This is a genomic window from Cytobacillus oceanisediminis 2691 (assembly GCF_000294775.2).
GTDB lineage: Bacteria > Bacillota > Bacilli > Bacillales > Cytobacillaceae > Cytobacillus > Cytobacillus pseudoceanisediminis.
Map to the genome: position 1 here is coordinate 5,388,387 of NZ_CP015506.1, position 17,176 is coordinate 5,405,562.

The following is a 17,176-nucleotide window of genomic DNA, read 5'->3' on the forward strand; positions in this document are numbered from 1 at the left end:
TCTTCTTCCCCCAATCCGTATTATTATGGTTAACTTTTCTTACACAATATCCATTGAAAGAAATATTCGTCACTATTCGATTCTAACAGTATATTCTTTAGTATCTCATTCCCTAGAGGCAAATACTTTTCAAGCGGGTATAGGCCCTGACTTTTTATAATAGAAAAACCAGCAACCTCAATCATTCTCTTTAAGTCAGGTAAATGATAAAATTCAAAAGCATCGCCAAAACTCCCATACATTCTCATTTCCTTATATCGTATAAGTGCTAAATCTACAGATTTCGAACGCTCATAAACCTCAGCAAACCTGCCATATGGGGTTCTCACCACAAGAGAAAACAACCCCTCTGGTTGAAGCCAAGAGTATATTTTATGCAGTTGCTCTGAAGGGTCTGAGATATACCCTAAAACATTGTGGCAGGTAATAAAAGAGTAAGAGTTTAGGAAGTCATTAGAAGTAAGATTATCCATATCCATAACTTTATATTCAATAGGGAGATTATCAGCATTATTTCGACAATCATCTATGTTAGCTCTATCTCTATCTATTCCAATAACATTTCCATTCACATTATTATATAGGAATCTTGTAAGCCACCCTTTACCGCAGCCAATATCAAGAACATTTCCTCCCTCCGACATGAGGGACAAAGACTCCTTCATAGCTACTTCCAACTCATCATAAAAGGGATCTAAGTTCACATCCATCACTCCACTTTAAATTTCATTCAATGTATTCCCACTACAAAGGTTGACTCCATTAACTCTCTTGCTTCTTTTACCTTTGAGCTTAGAATATTATCTTGAATACGTAACGTAGCCATAATCTTTTCCATATTTCTAATTGAAACAAGAATACTTGCATATTCATTAATTGACTTGCCCCTAGAGAACTCGTAAAAAGAAGAAAGGCTCTTATTTTCAACACCTATCCTACAAGCTAATTGCCAAGCATCTTTTTTACTTCTAAGTGATTGGAAAATAGTAATCCATTCATCCATATAATTTTTTTCAAAAGATGCCCTAATATCAGCCGCAAGCTCCCTAAGACGCATCTCATTTTCAATTTGCTTTTCCCTCTTTTTTTCTGCCTCAATTCTTTCTTGTCTTGCGCATTCGGAGCAATTCATTATCTTATATTCTCGGTGTCTATTCCAGTCGTCCATCTCTCCTATTTCAGTATAAGTGCTTTTTCCACACTTACATGGATATTCTCTTCGGTACATTTCTTCCCAACTCACTAAATAACCCCCAATTCAATTAGTCTCCCTTTTATATTACACAAAATATTCCTACATTGATTTATATAAATGATCATATACCTGCCGGTAAACTGTCTATATGATTTTCATATATTTTTCTTACTGCTTTAAGGATAGTTGCTTTTATCTACATCAATATAATCAAAAAAATACCGCCTTTAGGGAGACGGTATTGAGCGTGATTGATACATTTTCATTTGATCCCCGTTATTGGTTCTATGATAGAACGATACATGGGGACGGTTCTCATATTTCTCAGTTAAAATAGGGTTACTAAATAAGTTCTAATAAATGTTTTTTATAAAATGATCTTGGTGCCACCATCCTTAATTTGTTTAATCTAATGTGAAAATTGCAGGACCCTAACCTTTTGCCACATTCACAAGGACAAGTTTTCTTGTTAGCCATTCTTTTTTTCATACAAAGCAATGTTAGGAGGTAAGAGGTCAATCAGCCAAGGTGTTCCATATTATTAGTAATGGAGTAAAATAATAATTACTTACAAAAATCTGGGTAAAATATTGAGCTTCCAGCTTTTATCTTAAACAATGGGGGGTTACGTAATGATACGAAATACTCGCGATAGATTAGCTAAAGAAATATCCATTGAAAAAGGGATAGATCTGATTCAAGCGCAAGAAATTATCGATTTATTTTTGCAACTAATTTATGAAGAAGGTTACGTCGTTATAAAACAAAATACACAATAAGTAAAAAAACAGATGGATAGTTCATTAAGTAGTTCAGATAACGTAGAGAAAACATAAATTTGCAAATAAAATAACAAAGGATTTCGAAAGAAAAAAAAGGCCTATTCCCTCTATATTTTTTGCGAAGGATTAGGCTTTTGATTTTCCACAAACGCGTCGATTGTTGAAGATCACATTAGTCTATTGAATAGTATATTTGTACTGTGCAGCAAAGTCATGTTATAAAAGATAGTTCTTTATTTATCAAGTCTATAGTACAGTAATTCCATTGAATAACCTTGAAGAGAAATGCCTAGTTCGTTTTCTGTTTTAACCATTTGATGGAAGTTTTCTGGTACTGCATCCTTTCCTCCAAGGAAAAGCATTTTGTCAAGTTTTTCTTCTTTTAAATAAGTGACCCTTCCAACTTTAAGCAAATTATTTATTAAACCACTATATATATTAATTGCAACTGCTCTAAAATCTAGTGGAGTAAACACATATTTTTTTTCCCAAACCCATCTTTCTGTTTTCTGTTTTTTAGCAATAAATTTTAATGCATCCCCACGTTCTTCTAATTTAAAGGTTTCATCTACACGACCAATGGTTAATCCTTGAGTATCTGTAGATACGGTTAATCCATGCTTAAAAGCATTATAATCATATACAGATATAAAATCTTTGGCTGCCCATTTGATCCATTTCATCAATATGTCTTTTGCTTCTTCCATACTAATACCCTGTTGGCTAAAAGTTTCTTCTTGGTAATTACCATAAAACACATATAAAAGGTTTTCCACAACAGTGAACTGTGTATCATCATATTTAAAATTATCTTCAAGTAATTCTGATACTGTTTTTTTGAACTTTCTAAAATCAGTATCCCTTGATATTTCTAACCATGGACATGCAGGGATAGATACATGGGCTAAAAATAATCTTAGAAACGTTTCGAGACAATGGTAATACGTTGTAGCTAGTTCCAGTCGTGCAAACTTCTCAAGCTCATTTTTTGTCAAATCATCTTCATCAAGTTTATAGCTCAAAACACCAACCTTAACATCTTCACCATCATGAAGCACATCAATAAATTTATCAGGGTTGGACAAAATTGAAGATAAAAGAACTAGTTTAGTCCCGAAGTAATCTCTTGCATAATCATTATAAAATTCTTTATTTAAATTATATATCTCCTGCTCAGCTAGCCCTTTATCTGGACCTATTTTAGTAGGTGGCTTTTTCCTTTTACCCAATTGCCTTCCTCCTTAGATACTATTATCAATCTTGTTCAACCCGATTGAGCTTTTTTTAATAACACGATATATTCAAATATCACAATTCATTTAGTAAATTAACTATAGTTATAATTGTTCCATAAGGTGGTGGCTTACTCACTCTTGCTTTAAGCTAAGAAGCAAGTTCAAAAATGTGCTTTTGTATTTCAAGATAACGCTGCAGATCTATAATTGGACTATCAGATTGCAAAGGTGTTTCTTTCTCTAGACTGGTTAGTTCAATCGCATTATCTACTGCAAGTTTTTTTGTATACTCATACATTCGATTCAAAAGCACATCCAACTCCTCAATTGAAAGTATAACTTCAAATTTAGGATACATTTTCAGTTCACCCAAACATTCCATCATATCTGAAATTATCTCCATTGTAAGAGCACCCTTGCGCACAGCGTTTAAGTAGACCATTAGAGCTTCTCTAAATTTCACGACAACATCAGGCTCTTGTTTTTTCTTTGATTTAATATAACTTTTTACACCCGCCATACCTAACTTACCCACCATAAAAAGGGGTTTCCTATATTTCCAGCCATAGTATAAAGTAGCCTCCAACTTGCTGACAGGTCTAAGAAGTTTTACAATTTGCCCTTTGTTATTACGAACCTCGCCACCAAATATCTTATAATCTCCCGTAGTAACCTTCTTCATTATTTCATCAGGTATGAAAAAGGATTCTTGAAAAATCGCCATTCTAACAACTCCTTTTATCTATCTCATCGGCTTAACAACCGACTTTTAATCCACAACTCGAAAATGGAGGCAAAAATATCCAATGAAACTAGTCATTATAGATTTTAAACTCCCTACTTGCCCCAAAATCAAATATCCTTTTTTTTGATTCTACATAGAACAATCTTGTTCCTTCTTATGGAACTAAAATGCCTGTTTAAGTGAAAACCTTCACAATACCATGTATCTTTATATAAACAATACCAGAAAATAACAAATTAGTTCATAAAAAGAGTAAAAATACTTGTATCTATTCTCCGTTGGTTAATCTATACTAGTTTGAAATTCCTTGCTGCGTAGTTTTCGTCTACTACGTAATACATGAGTTACTTCACAATCTAGCTCGTTTATGGAAGACGGGTCTTATTGAAAACTATTTCACTACATTAAATAGTTATTTAATGCAGTGAGTCTATTTCTCTAGATATTTCTGGATTAATTAGTTTATGAAAACATACAATTAATTCTTTATGTAAGAGGTAAAGAAAGGCGACAGATTCATTTCATATCTCTCGACTGTAGCTTCACTACGATTTTTTTTGGAAGCTATCTTCCCATAGTTAAACTCTATTACATTTTCGTATATTTCCCTCTCTCCATGAGCCAGTTATTACTCCTTTTAACAGCCCACCAGATAGATTTTTGTATTGCCGTCTTATAATAAGACTGCACCACCTCGTTGTAGAAAGAGGACGATTCAAACAGCTTTACCAATTCCTTATTTGTAAAAACTCTACCCTTTTCAACTTTCTTTTCAAAATCAAGTATAAAATTTAACGTTTCTTCATTAAGGTTAAACTTTTCAACCATCACCAATGGAATTTCTCCTTTTCAAATTAATAACAGTACCCGAAGAGATAACTTTTTGCTGCTCAACACGGTATTTTATATTTACTAAGCAATTGAAAGAATACTTGGATGCTCAAACGTGCCAATGGTACAGTCAAAGGCAACATAATAAAAGCATAAATGGTTCACCAAACTAAGACACCCTCTACATTAACGCCAGTAAAACCACCCGCTGTATAAGTTCTAAGGCTTCCTCCCCTGACAAGATACTCACCAAATAAAGCCCCAATAGTTCCACTATAGAGGGTTATAAACAATGCCGATATTAGACTCAATAACCAAAGTTTTTTGTTTGATACATTTTCTCGTTTTGCAAAATAAGATCCTAATATTGAAAAGGTTAATACAAAGGGAATAAACGTTGCGTAGTATAACCATCTCTCTCCAAATAAAGATGTAAAGCCACCTGCTAATCCTTGTGCAACTACCATAAATATAAATGAAATACAGAACGATAAAATTAAACCGAAAATAATTCCAATTATAATCCCCTTTGTAATTTTCATTACGATGGTTCCCCCTTAATATATGAAATTGATTTTCAACCTAACTTATTATAAATATTCCTTTTATTTTAACAGAAATATCCAAATAATTTTACAATTTTTCTTGTGGAATCATTCACACAAGTAAAATAAGTTATCCACCAATATATTGGTAAAAATAGGGGTATTCCTAATGAACCTAAAAAACCGTCTAAATTGAAGACGGTTTTTAATTCATTATTGGTATCCATTCTGAAGAATTTCCGTAGCTATTCTAATTCGCCTGTATTCTTCTAAGAAGCAGTTCAACTCGTTTAACAATTTTTCTTCAAATTGTTGTAGCATCCTTTTATCATTTACTCTTACATAGCCTAATCCTTTTTTCGATACAATGTCATTCGTGTGTTTTCTCAAGCTTATAACACCTCTCAAATATTTTTATTAATTGCAGATGACTACTTCAACACCGTTTGTACGAAGAAAGTCTAATACTTTAGCTAAATCCTCATTATTTCTGCTAATACGGTTATAATCCTTTATTACCATCTTTCCAATCATTCCAGCTTCAATGTCTTTTTTCATTTTCTGAAACGAACCTCTTTTAAAAGGATCAGATATACCTGAGCATGAATCGTCAATATAAAATTTATCAATATTACCAAGTTTACTCTTTAGTATTTGACCAATTGGTTGATAATCTTCTTTACTTCCAACATTTGTTCTATGGTAAAATACAATTTTCTTATTGCTAGTCATATTATTTTCCTCCAGTTTAATCTTTTTATCTGTCTTCATTGATAAAATCCTTTGAACTCTGCTGAAAAGTTCTGGTGTCACAATTGATGGTACACTTATTTTTTTCCATTCACTTTGAGGATTTTTAATGATTTGAGATTTGCCGTCATCTAAATACCGAGTTGTTGTCTTGTTAAAATATAGTTCTCCAATATAAATAGGAGATTTTGCTATTAATCTGATATTACTTGGAGTCCAAGGCCTATTCTTATAAGAATATCCATGACTATTAAGCATGTTAGAAACACTCTTATAAGATTTCTCCTCAGCTAAATATTGAAATACTTTTTCTACAACTTTAGCTTCTTGTACATCGATTTGTAGTTTTCCATATGAGGAACGGTAACCAAAAGGTACTCTGCTAATAATAACCCGCCCTTGTTCTCTTGCTCTTTTTAATCCTAATGCTATCCTCGCAGCTTTATACTTTCTTTCTTCTTCTAAAAAGTACTGATATAATTTTTCATTGTTTCCTTGCTCTAAACTGTCCCTATTTGACATATAAATCACTCTCTTTTCTATATTTTTGCTTAAATACGACAAAAAACCCCAACGAATAAACTTACGAATTAATAAATATCGTAAATTTATTTGTTGGGGTTTTCCCTTGTTCGTTTATTAAGTTGTAGAAATAGTAACACCTAAATTAGCATTTTGCAATAGCTAATTTATAGTTTTATTGAATTATAAAAATTAGGGTTTTAATCGCTCTTCCTCTATTTCTAAGAGGAACAATTTTCTTAAATCGTATTCCTTTCTCCCTTAAAACATCTTCAAGATAAAATTGAGCATCACAATCTGTTAATGGTACTTTTACTTCGCCTTTCTTGATTATCTCTTCTATCAGGCTATCATATAAAGAAACTGACATTGAAATTCACCTACAACCTACTCCGTAATAACATATCATTTATTTTTAGGGTCTGTTTAACGATGCGGTTGATAATTCTTTGCTTATTTGCAAATAGAATTCATTAATAATGAATTCTATCAAATCTATATCATCATCTGATAAAATAAACTTCTATTGATTACTTTCATTGAAATCCTTCTTAGCCAACCCAATTGCTATGATGAAAATTTTATCATAGCTAGATCTATGCTCAATTTATCTTTATTCATCTATTTAACACTTCTAAAGTAAAAAAATAGCGCTTAGAACCTCTTAAAAAAAGTCTCACAGTTCTTAGGGATGACAAAAGCGGTGAATTCCTTACCCATTCCTTCATTCGGTTGATGCTTAATTGCCTGTATCAAAGATGAATTAGTAAAGCCAAGGGGCAATGCAAATTCACCAGTATATTCAGCAAGCTGCTGATTTATATATTTACCCTTACTTCTCCCGCAGCTGCAGCCCTTTTCATACATGTCCAGACTAAATACATCATTACAATTAAGGCACATAAGAAGCTTCATTCAGACACCTCAATCTCTATTAGTGTTCTTTTCCTTATCAATCATTTCTTGAATGTGGGTTATTACTTTGGGATCTTTTCTATACTCTGTTATTTTTTCAGTGATTAGCTTGTTTTCAAACATGCCTCTTAACAGCCTATAGTTATTAGCTTTCATTTTAAAATTATAAGAGTCATCGAGTATTAGCTTTGCAAGTAACGTCATAATAAACTCTTCTTCCCGAATTCCTTCAATCCATAGCCAAGCATCTTCTGTAAGAAACATCCGAAACTTTTCAGTAAGCATCTTTCCCAGTATTAGCTTCATCGATCCAATTTCATACCCATACAACCGTTCTTTAATTTCAGGATTTTTGGTTAAAAATTTTTCAATGCTATATGCTATTGTTTTTAAATGAAAGTCCTGCTCTTCGGAAAGCAAAACTGCATGATTATTAAAATAAAGAAAAGCATCTTCATTATCCAAAAAACTACCTTCGCTTTCCTTCTCATTATTTAGGGCCAACATAGGAGCAATACTTCTATAAAATTCCTGAAGTTCTTCTTCTATCCTACTATTACCTTGTTGCAATAAAAGATTCGCTTTATTATCCCATTCTGGATAACAATTGGTGAAGTTCTCCACAACCTCATTTAAAGGTATATAGGTTTTAATTTCCCGGCCCGGAAATTTGATATCCATTACCATCATTCCAAATGTTCTTTCAACAATAGCTGGATGACCTTCAATTTTGCGAAATGCTTCCAAAAAATCATAGTTTTGTGGAGGGATACTTACCCAAGTAAGAGTAATTGCCCTTAGCATTTCTTCGGGTTTATACTTGGGTCCACCTTCCTCCTTGCAAGCCATAGAAACCAAACTATTAATGTCCCTAACTAGATTCAAATAATAGACCAAGAGCTTAACAGCTCCAATTTGTGTTGGAGAAGAGTGCTTAACTAATTTTTCCTTAATCCACTTGTGGAAGGTTTCTTTATCAGAGTACGTATAAACTAGCTCTAAGATTTTTTCCTGATCTGCAATAGTCCATTTTTCAATCAATTCTATTTTTTCGCTTTCATTTTTAGGAGAAAATCGGTTAAGCAACTGCCGTGGATCAACGCGTAACGGTAACTTTATTGGGGTTGAGAGATGAGTGTCTGCCCATTGTTTTGCTTTTACACACTGCAGATGATCTATATCTCCACTTACACTAGCAAACTTGGGGAAACGGCTCTCAATTAGCATAGCTATGGCTAATATGTAAAGATGGTATGGATATCCTTGAGTCTTAGCATTAAAAACAACAACTGAGCTTTCGTATCCCTTTAAAATATCAGTTTCATTATTAGAAACTGGCACAGCCTCCCTATACATTTTAATATCAGAGTAAAGCCTGAAAGTTTCTGCAAATTTCTTACTGCCTAAGTTCCCACATGTTCTCCAAAATCTAGAAGGCTCTTCATGTTCTTCGGATTTAACATATACAGGGATCTGAATATCAAATAACTTTTTTTCTCCTAAATCTGCAAAATCATAAGCTTTCAGTAATTTCACGGTTTCTTTATAAACACTTATCCAATCTTGTTGTGAAATCTGATGAGGAAGAATAGACAGACGAACATAAGTACCCAGACAAAACCACACCCTTTTTTCAGTTACAATTAAAAGAGAACTCGCTTCTCCTTTATTGCGATGTTTTAATATCGACAAAAAAAAGGCTATCCCAACATTAATAAGATAACCTTTTAGTTGTTTTTTAGAATTGCCTGCACAGCCCAGAATTATAAAAAGCTGCAAGCCCTATATTATTGCACCATGTTACTCAATTCTAAAAGTAGATCTGTTAGCTTTATTATAAACTTGGTAAACATCTTTCTTAGATTGTTCTACAAATGACTTAATTATTGAGTGGTCGCTCAAACTAACGTTGTCTACCTTCTCTAAAGTTGCTCCTACACTTCCAGCCAAATACCCAGCAGCTCCCAGTATTACTCTCAATTCCTGCATCAATTCTGAAGATAATGCTTCATGTGCATTATTTTTCATGACTTTTTCTTCATCGCTTTCAACAATTGTTGCCAGATCAATTACTAATTTCCCTGAATATATTTGCATATAGCTTGTCCCCTTCATGTTGTATTTCATTTTCATTATTAAAGAATATTTACTTTATACTCGCTTTTTCTGGTTGATTTAAAAGACACTTAATTTTCTATTACACATCTTCTTGTAACAGTTGATTTCCTTTTCGATTCGCATTCCTGCTTTTATCAAAGCTAAGTGCAAAATATCTCGCTGCTCACATTTCTCACTGCTGGAAAAATCAAAAATAAAATGGTCAGTCACAATTTCATACTTTGCCAGAAGAGTTATTAAATCTGTTAGAAGCTTTTCAGATATATCTGTACGGGGATCTTCATTTATTTTGGTAATTCTATGTAGCTCGACTTGAATAAATCCTAATTGCTTCGAATATTCCACACGTTCCCCTCCCACTAAAACATTTTCTGTGGATTGATCAAGGTATTTATCGCAAATACAAGGGCATCATTAAAAGCTGTCCTATATGCTAATTTTGTTTGGATGTGTACTTGATCAAAGATGTTTCCTTTAATGTCGTCTATGAATTCAATTCTTTTTGCCTCGTCGTCAAACTTTCCAAATTGGGCAAGTTTCTCATCCAGATCCTTATGCAGCAATTCTGAATACATAACATACTCTTCACTTGTAATAATCTGTTCAAGTCTTTCTTCAATTAGCCTATTAACTACCTTTTGAAAGCCGTCAATCAACGTGGAACAACTCCTTAAACATGTATATTTGCGTTAAACGAATATTTATTTCATCAAACGCAATTATACTATGGTACTTCTTGAATGTAAAACCAAAAAAATATACGATTAAGGAAAATAAATTTATTCGAGGAAGAACTTATGATTAATATAGCGGTTGGAAAATTAATAAAAAAATTGAGACTGGAAAAAGAGATAACTATGAGTGATTTCGCTAAACAAATCAAGCTATCCCAGTCATCATTATCTAGAATAGAAAATGGCACTCAAGAACTTTCTTTATCAATGATTGCTACCATCTGTGAACAACTAGGTATTTCTTTAAGTAATTTTTTTTGGAAATTAGAATTTCTTTCACAAGACAAAGCAAAGGATTTTTGGATTCATTACAATGCTGGTGAGCCTATGCAAGACTTAGAAAGTGACTTAATAAATTGGATTGCCTCATTAACTGATGATCAAAAAAAGGCTTTATACACCTTAGTTCACTCTTACAATAGAGATTAATATTTATTGCTCTAATCTTAAAAAAGACCTAAATCATGGGTTTGTTCCATCCATGATTCAGGTCTTTTTCTTTTGCAGCATTGTTCTATTCTATCCGCATCACTCCCATTGTTACCCAGCATTTAAGGTATTTAGGGTACTTTCGTAAATGTTACTCCCCCTAACTTCTCTCCTTGATAGACTTACTTTCAAGTGCAATTAGGGTACTTAGGACCCTTTTAGTGAAAAAAACTATATTTTTTTTATAAAAGGGGTTCGAACGAAAAAAGACTGGTGGTATCGTATTACAGCTTCGGCAAACAATATATTACTATCAGAAAGGTACGGTTTAACTAATGACAAAAGAAAACGTAGTAAAAAGCCAAAAAGAATATTTAACAGTCGATGAGAAGTTGGCTATGCAAGAAAACAGAAAGAAATCAGAAGGAAATACTGAACTCTTTAATGATGTCGTAAAGGCATTGGAGACAGACCGTGTAAGTAAACCATCTTTATCCGAAGAAGAAGAGTGGTCAATGCCTGTAACTTTTGATGAGTATGATACAATTCCATTTCCAATCGAAATTTTTCCAGCCACCATTCAAAATATGGTGAAAGCAGTGGCTATCGATACTCAAACTCCAATCGATTTAGCGGCGATGGTTTGCATTGGAGTGTTATCGACTGCATTAAGTAAGAAATTCGCAATTGAACCAAAAACAGGTTGGAAGGAACCATTAAATACGTATACAGCAACACTTTTACCTTCGGGATTAAGGAAATCAGCTGTTTATAATGCTATGACGAAAGTTTTATATAAATATGCCCAAGAACTTTATGAAGAGATGGAACCAAAAATCGAAAAAAGGAAATTAAAGAGGCAGGCTCTCGAAAAAAGGATTGATAAACTTCAAACCGATTATGCAAAAACGAATAATCCTGAATTACTACAAGAAATTGAAGCCATCAGCGACGAACTGCAAAAACATCCAGAGCTTTCAGCGCCTAAACTAACGGTCGATAATGAAACTTCCGAAAATTTGGTTATAGAATTAAAGAAGAATAACGAAAAAATTTCTATTATGTCCCCCGAAGGTGACTTATTTATTAAATTTAATGATCCAGCTGAAAAAGGAAAGCATGATGTTTATCTTAAAGGATATAGTGGAGATCACCTCCAAGTAGGCCGAGTTTCACGACCGGGGGAAATTTTAACTGAGCCGTTATTGACCATCTGCATCGTAGCGCAGCCAACAGTAGTTCAAAATTTCCCATCCTACGTCCATGAAAGAGGAATACCTGCAAGGTTTCTATTTTCTATGCCAAACGATAATCAGGGCTTCCGTGAGCCTTTTCCTCCTTCAACAGCAGTCGAAATTTCTAGGGCATATCAAGAATTGATTAGAAAGCTGCTGATGTTTACGCCGAACGAAACAATTTGCTTACGGTTAAGTGAAGACTCTATAAACATTTTAAAAGATCTCATTATGGATATTGAAAAAGAGTTCAGAGACAATGGCATTTTCGAAGGTCATCTAAGGTTTTGGGGAAGTAAATTGGTTGGCCAGATTTTACGGGTAGCTGGGTTATTGCATGTTGCTCATTCAGCTGATTCTTCTAATCTGGAGGAAATAACATCCGAAGTCAGTCTGGACATTTGCAAAAAGGCCTTTTTGCTAAAAGATTACTTCATTACTCATGCACAAAAGGTATTTGGGGTGATGAAACGCAATGATACATTCAATGATGCAATTTATTTACGTGATAAAATCTTAAATGAGAAAAAACTAGTAGTCGATAAACAGACAATTCATCAGAAAACGAAAAAGAGGATTCAAGGCAAAGATCGGTTTTCACGTGCTTATGACCTGCTTGAATATCACTCTTATATTAAACAAGTAAAGGGCGGTAAATACGGAAACAAGGGAATGATCCTAGTAAATCCTGCTCTATTGAAAAATGATAGCAATTAAGGTCCTAACCTCCCTAAAATACTGTAAACTATTGATATCCCTACTCAAAAACAAGGGAATGAGAGAATCCTAAAGTTCCCTCATTCCCCTAATTTACATAACAGAAAATTTATTCCTTAACCGTAACTAGGAGGATCAACAATGAAATTCAAATTCTTTAACGATACTGCAGAAAAGTAACGATACATCCAGCTACTTATCAACATGGCTGCTATGTTGATAATAATCATGCAATTATGTGATTACAAGAACGCTTATTTATTCTGCCAAATGCGGTACCTATCCCTTCGTCAAACCATGGGATTACGGGGTAAGAAATGGACTTCAGCTACTCGTTTCACCAATAGAGTAATAGAGCGTTGTCATTTGAGGCTCCTAAGTATAACTTTTCTAAATATCTAAAAAGGAGCGCTTTTCAGCTGCCCCCTTCAAAAAGTATTTAAAATCCTAATCGCTTTGCAACCCACTCTTGACCAGCTTTCCCTTTCATATCTTCCCATCCAGAAAATCTACTATGGTTTCGTACGTACTCATCAAGCTCACTTTCATTAATTTTATCAAAGTCTTCTTCAGTCTGAATCTCAAAAGGACTCTTATCAAAGAATTCATCAATATTATTAAATTTAGTGTGTATCTGCATGAACCGGTCGTTAAATAAGTCTGTAAAGCTTACTGTTGTTCCTTTTTCCAATTCTTTTGCTTTATTACCCATTTGCTTTAACCGTTTGTTGAAATCGTCGAAACCCTTTGTTTTTACACCCATTAAAAATCCTCCCAATTTTGTTTTAGAAGAAAATATCCTCAGATGAAATCACTATTTCTAGTATATCGCATAGAATTGGTGACATTGCAACTTTTAGAAAGGGGATTTTTGAATATCAATCCAATCGATGTCTTAACTGCTTTAGACTTTCCAAAGTCTAAAGAAAGTTTGAATGTATAACTGATTTTCTGTGGCAGTGCGAAACTAAAATACTCTCTCCCTTATTGATGAATAGGAAGGGAATTCAACAAATAATTCCATATTGATAGATCCGTAAGTCCTTTGAAAATTTTACTTTTAAGTAAATTATCATTCCGATAGAATTTATTAACTACCTGAAACACTTGTTAAACATCAACTCTAATTAAAGTTAGCTATAACTTAAATGAAATTAAACTGAGTCTTAATAAAGTGAATTAGAAACGATTATTTTCTATTTGATTTAAATAAAACTCAATAATAGTTCAACCTACATTTGAATTTAAGCCAATATTTTTTATTCCTGCTCTTCGAATAGGCTTAATTCCAAGCTAAAATGTTTTTACCTTTAAGTGAAAGGAGGGGAAAACAAAGTGGAAATAGACATTGATAATGCATCCTTGAGAGACATCATTTCACTCATAAAAGCTGGAAAAACGGATCTTGAGATCGGAGCAATGAAAAATTACACTTCAGGCTCTACTGTTTATAGACGTTTAAGGATTGCTGGAGCCGATAAATCATCGAAAAAGTGGGACTTCACCAACATTGATGAGAGCATGTTAGATCAAAATTTTTGGGACATCAGTGAAAAAGACCAGATAAATGAAACTAACCAGAACATCACTTCATTCTCTGAAGAGCAAATTAATGCACTTAAAATTATTGCAGATGATTATATAAATCGAAATTCTCATAGCGAGGATCCAGATGATGAAGATACTAAATATAAAATGTTTGGCAAACTACATTTGGAGAACGCTCGTTTCAAAAATAAGGACAACACTACCAAGCAATTGAATGTTCCAGTCTTAGATGCTGTTATGTCGCAATTAGACAGCTTTATTAATTCCAGTGGACTAGAAAAGAAATTCGTGGTTAACAAAGCACTCGAAGTGTTTTTAGAAATGCACCATAAGGATTGGCAAGAGCAAGAGGATTATGCAAATCAGTCGTAACTATGCACGTTAGAGTATACGCGTTGAGGGTGTCCGTTCAACGTGTATACTTAGATTTACTTCAAAGCTAGTCTTTTCAACGGTTCTCGCTCTGTACAGACAATACCTTTTAATGCCGACTATATAAGAAAATAACTACCCGTATTCAGATAATTAAAGGTCTTTTACCGACACTCTTTCTCTGAGCAATGAAGATAAGCAAAATGGTTGGCTATGGATGTATTTAGAAATCGTTCATAACAAATTCTATCAGTTCTAAATCATCTTCTGACAAATTGAATTTTTTCTGAACTTCCTTTTCTGTTAACCCTTTTTCAATTTCTTTGATTGCTTTGATGATCGTTTCATCGTCACTAAAATTAAAACTGTTCATATCGATATTCACCTATGTAAAGATATATTGGGCTGGTGTAGCAGATAAGCAAGATATAAGTATGTTAAAGAATAAAACTTCTAAGAAAGACGTTATAAGTAAAGAAGAATATAAGCTTAACACTACTTTAACCTAAACATATGCGTATTTTATATACGATAATGGCCATAATTCATTTAGTTTCCAAGTAGCTTTAAAGCCATCTACCTTTAAGGGAAAACCCCATCATAATACTTAAACGATTATATCTCCTGTTACGTTTAAGTATGAGGTTGGGGTTTTTATTTTAGAACTATCAGGGGAGCAGTATAAGCGGCTTCTGCTAACTTAATAGAAAAAAATCAATAGATAATCTGATGGCGCATTTTCTTCATGGAGAATGTGCCTTTGTATTGCAAAAATAAATAGGAGTCTAGAGAAATGAAAATCTATTACTATTTAACAAAATCACAAAGACACCGTATTCAATTAGAAAGGAGAGATGTATACACGCTGCTTTTCTTAAATGAACAGAGTATCCTATCACAGCCACAACTTTACGAGTTTTATTCGTTCTTCACAAATATTAGTGATGCAGCTTTCCGAAGAAAAATGAGTCGCTGGAACGATGCTAATATTATTAACAAAAGAAAAGTTAAAATGGAGAACGGCTATGAGTTAGCAATCATTGAATTAACTGTTGCTGGCCAAAGCATCCTTAAAAAACTCGGTTACTTGAACGAGGACGAAAAGTTGAAATACCAAGCAAAAAGCAATTTAGATCACACCCTTGCTATTAAACAATCCGTCATTGAAGTTTTAAGGAATGTTAGCGATATTGACCCTTTCTATATTGCTGATGGAGGAAAATACATCATCCCATTCCGAGAAGGAGACAACGAGGATGAATTAGAGCAGACTGCCATTATATTCAAAAACCAAAACTTCGGCAGTGACTTTATCCCCCCTTTTAAATCAAAATACAGCTCGGATGATATTGAAAAATTCAAAAACACCGGCGTAGTCCAATCGTTCGTCCCACAAGACTTTGAACATATAAAAGAACATTTCGGAAAAGGACACCTTATTGATAAATCGGGATTAAAGCCGGACTGGATTTTTAAAGTGAAGGACACTTTTATCTATATAGAAGTGGATAGTGGAAATGAAAAAATAAAAACTAAACGTGATCATACCAATACTATAATCGAAAAGCATGATGTTAAATCTATCGAAGGAAAATTGTATCGATATGAAGAGTTGGCTAAGAACGATAGAGAGCATAACCACAAAGTCATCTTCGCTTTAATAGATGATAGTGACGTGGTAATAACCAAGAACATCCATAGCAACAAAGACATTCGTATTGCCAACTTAAAACATGAAATTGCTCATATGAACGACTACAATGACTGGAAAATTGGGGTTTATGTTAGCGGTATGAAAAGATTTTACACAGTTTTTGAAGCAGTATATCTAGAACTGATCAATAACATAAAATCATATAACTATGAAGTTTACAAAAATACATTTATCACTTTAATTAAGGCAGGGTTGAAACCAAATTGGAAAAATTTAAAGTTTATGGTTGTCCCTAAACACTTTTATCCAACTCTTGGCATATCGACAAACAGTCTAAACTTCATTCCGGATTTTTTGTTTAGATACTATCAGGATACAGAAGATAAATACGAACAATACTTTATTCCTGTATTTATTAGAGAAGGAAACGTAAAAGACATGGAGAGGTTGGCTTATTATACAATTCCTACAGCAAATGGCTGGTTTAAGTATAATGCAAAGATCTTGGCATTGTATGAAAGAAAAGATGAACTATTTAATGATGTCATTAGGAAAACAAAGAAAGTAAACACCAATAAGATAACGAGAGAAATAGTTGATAATAACGGAATGGATATAGACAATATAGTATTCGCTGCTATAGATGAAATATCCAACGGTAAACTCCTTCTTTACAATGCTAATAAGAAGCAAATCGATAAAAGCCAGTTATTCTAGTCTTATGAATAACTGGCTTTTGTATATACTTCCTCCTAAAAAGTTCTCCATTTTGGTGTACTCTCGTACTCTCTTGCCTTATAAAACTCGCTGGCTGCTAGAAGTTGAATCGGTTTTTATCCATAAAGTACT

The 17,176-nt window shown here is 33.4% G+C and carries 20 protein-coding genes; 5 read left to right on the forward strand and 15 right to left on the reverse strand.

What is annotated here, in order from left to right; all coding sequences use genetic code 11:
- Positions 1-29 precede the first annotated feature (29 nt).
- Together A361_RS26840 and A361_RS26845 are read right to left on the reverse strand one after the other, a co-directional pair.
- On the reverse strand, positions 30-710 hold the full coding sequence (locus tag A361_RS26840; protein WP_026041793.1) for a class I SAM-dependent methyltransferase: 681 nt from the start codon (positions 708-710) through the stop codon (positions 30-32).
- A 20-nt stretch (positions 711-730) separates the two neighbouring features.
- Complete coding sequence (locus tag A361_RS26845; RefSeq protein WP_019382805.1) at positions 731-1,243, reverse strand: hypothetical protein; 513 nt, start codon at positions 1,241-1,243, stop codon at positions 731-733.
- A gap of 584 nt (positions 1,244-1,827) precedes the next feature.
- On the opposite strand from A361_RS26845, the gene A361_RS30105 reads away from it, so the two are divergent.
- A complete protein-coding gene (locus A361_RS30105; RefSeq protein ID WP_019382806.1) occupies positions 1,828-1,974 on the forward strand; it encodes a hypothetical protein in 147 nt (48 codons plus the stop codon).
- 236 nt (positions 1,975-2,210) lie between these two features.
- Here the strand turns inward: A361_RS30105 and A361_RS26850 are convergent, their stop codons facing one another.
- From A361_RS26850 to A361_RS26900, 11 genes are all read right to left on the reverse strand, one after another.
- Complete coding sequence (locus tag A361_RS26850; protein ID WP_019382807.1) at positions 2,211-3,206, reverse strand: hypothetical protein; 996 nt, start codon at positions 3,204-3,206, stop codon at positions 2,211-2,213.
- 154 nt (positions 3,207-3,360) lie between these two features.
- Positions 3,361-3,936: a hypothetical protein gene (locus tag A361_RS26855; RefSeq protein ID WP_019382808.1), complete on the reverse strand. Its 576-nt coding sequence runs from the start codon at positions 3,934-3,936 to the stop codon at positions 3,361-3,363.
- Positions 3,937-4,545: 609 nt separating this feature from the next.
- Positions 4,546-4,785 (reverse strand): hypothetical protein, encoded by a 240-nt coding sequence (locus A361_RS26860; protein WP_026041794.1) that lies wholly within the window; start codon positions 4,783-4,785, stop codon positions 4,546-4,548.
- A gap of 164 nt (positions 4,786-4,949) precedes the next feature.
- On the reverse strand, positions 4,950-5,330 hold the full coding sequence (locus tag A361_RS26865; protein ID WP_019382810.1) for a hypothetical protein: 381 nt from the start codon (positions 5,328-5,330) through the stop codon (positions 4,950-4,952).
- Between the two features lie 420 nt (positions 5,331-5,750).
- Positions 5,751-6,605 carry a recombinase family protein gene (locus A361_RS26870; RefSeq protein WP_016201526.1) on the reverse strand — a complete coding sequence of 285 codons (855 nt, stop codon included), beginning with the start codon at positions 6,603-6,605 and terminating at the stop codon, positions 5,751-5,753.
- Between the two features lie 175 nt (positions 6,606-6,780).
- Complete coding sequence (locus tag A361_RS26875) at positions 6,781-6,975, reverse strand: hypothetical protein (protein ID WP_019382812.1); 195 nt, start codon at positions 6,973-6,975, stop codon at positions 6,781-6,783.
- A 284-nt stretch (positions 6,976-7,259) separates the two neighbouring features.
- Positions 7,260-7,520 carry a hypothetical protein gene (locus tag A361_RS26880; protein ID WP_019382813.1) on the reverse strand — a complete coding sequence of 87 codons (261 nt, stop codon included), beginning with the start codon at positions 7,518-7,520 and terminating at the stop codon, positions 7,260-7,262.
- A gap of 9 nt (positions 7,521-7,529) precedes the next feature.
- Complete coding sequence (locus tag A361_RS26885) at positions 7,530-9,299, reverse strand: hypothetical protein (RefSeq protein ID WP_019382814.1); 1,770 nt, start codon at positions 9,297-9,299, stop codon at positions 7,530-7,532.
- 21 nt (positions 9,300-9,320) lie between these two features.
- The gene (locus tag A361_RS26890) at positions 9,321-9,647 is read right to left on the reverse strand and encodes a hypothetical protein (RefSeq protein ID WP_236887957.1); all 327 of its coding nucleotides are present in this window, start codon (positions 9,645-9,647) and stop codon (positions 9,321-9,323) included.
- 48 nt (positions 9,648-9,695) lie between these two features.
- On the reverse strand, positions 9,696-9,983 hold the full coding sequence (locus A361_RS26895) for a hypothetical protein (RefSeq protein ID WP_019382816.1): 288 nt from the start codon (positions 9,981-9,983) through the stop codon (positions 9,696-9,698).
- Positions 9,984-9,997: 14 nt separating this feature from the next.
- Positions 9,998-10,294 (reverse strand): hypothetical protein, encoded by a 297-nt coding sequence (locus A361_RS26900; RefSeq protein WP_019382817.1) that lies wholly within the window; start codon positions 10,292-10,294, stop codon positions 9,998-10,000.
- Positions 10,295-10,435: 141 nt separating this feature from the next.
- Here A361_RS26900 and A361_RS26905 point away from each other — a divergent pair, with 141 nt between their 5' ends.
- Both A361_RS26905 and A361_RS26910 read left to right on the forward strand, forming a co-directional pair.
- Positions 10,436-10,801: a helix-turn-helix domain-containing protein gene (locus A361_RS26905; protein ID WP_019382818.1), complete on the forward strand. Its 366-nt coding sequence runs from the start codon at positions 10,436-10,438 to the stop codon at positions 10,799-10,801.
- A 335-nt stretch (positions 10,802-11,136) separates the two neighbouring features.
- Positions 11,137-12,753, forward strand: coding sequence for a YfjI family protein (locus A361_RS26910; RefSeq protein ID WP_019382819.1), 1,617 nt, complete (start codon positions 11,137-11,139; stop codon positions 12,751-12,753).
- Between the two features lie 439 nt (positions 12,754-13,192).
- Here A361_RS26910 and A361_RS26915 read toward each other — a convergent pair whose 3' ends face one another.
- Entirely contained in the window at positions 13,193-13,516 is a 324-nt protein-coding gene (locus A361_RS26915) for a hypothetical protein (protein ID WP_019382820.1), read from the reverse strand.
- 572 nt (positions 13,517-14,088) lie between these two features.
- Here A361_RS26915 and A361_RS26920 point away from each other — a divergent pair.
- Positions 14,089-14,673, forward strand: coding sequence for a hypothetical protein (locus tag A361_RS26920; protein ID WP_019382821.1), 585 nt, complete (start codon positions 14,089-14,091; stop codon positions 14,671-14,673).
- Between the two features lie 223 nt (positions 14,674-14,896).
- Here A361_RS26920 and A361_RS30110 read toward each other — a convergent pair whose 3' ends face one another.
- Positions 14,897-15,046: a hypothetical protein gene (locus A361_RS30110; protein ID WP_019382822.1), complete on the reverse strand. Its 150-nt coding sequence runs from the start codon at positions 15,044-15,046 to the stop codon at positions 14,897-14,899.
- Between the two features lie 420 nt (positions 15,047-15,466).
- On the opposite strand from A361_RS30110, the gene A361_RS26925 reads away from it, so the two are divergent.
- A complete protein-coding gene (locus A361_RS26925) occupies positions 15,467-17,044 on the forward strand; it encodes a hypothetical protein (RefSeq protein WP_019382823.1) in 1,578 nt (525 codons plus the stop codon).
- Positions 17,045-17,176: the final 132 nt, after the last annotated feature.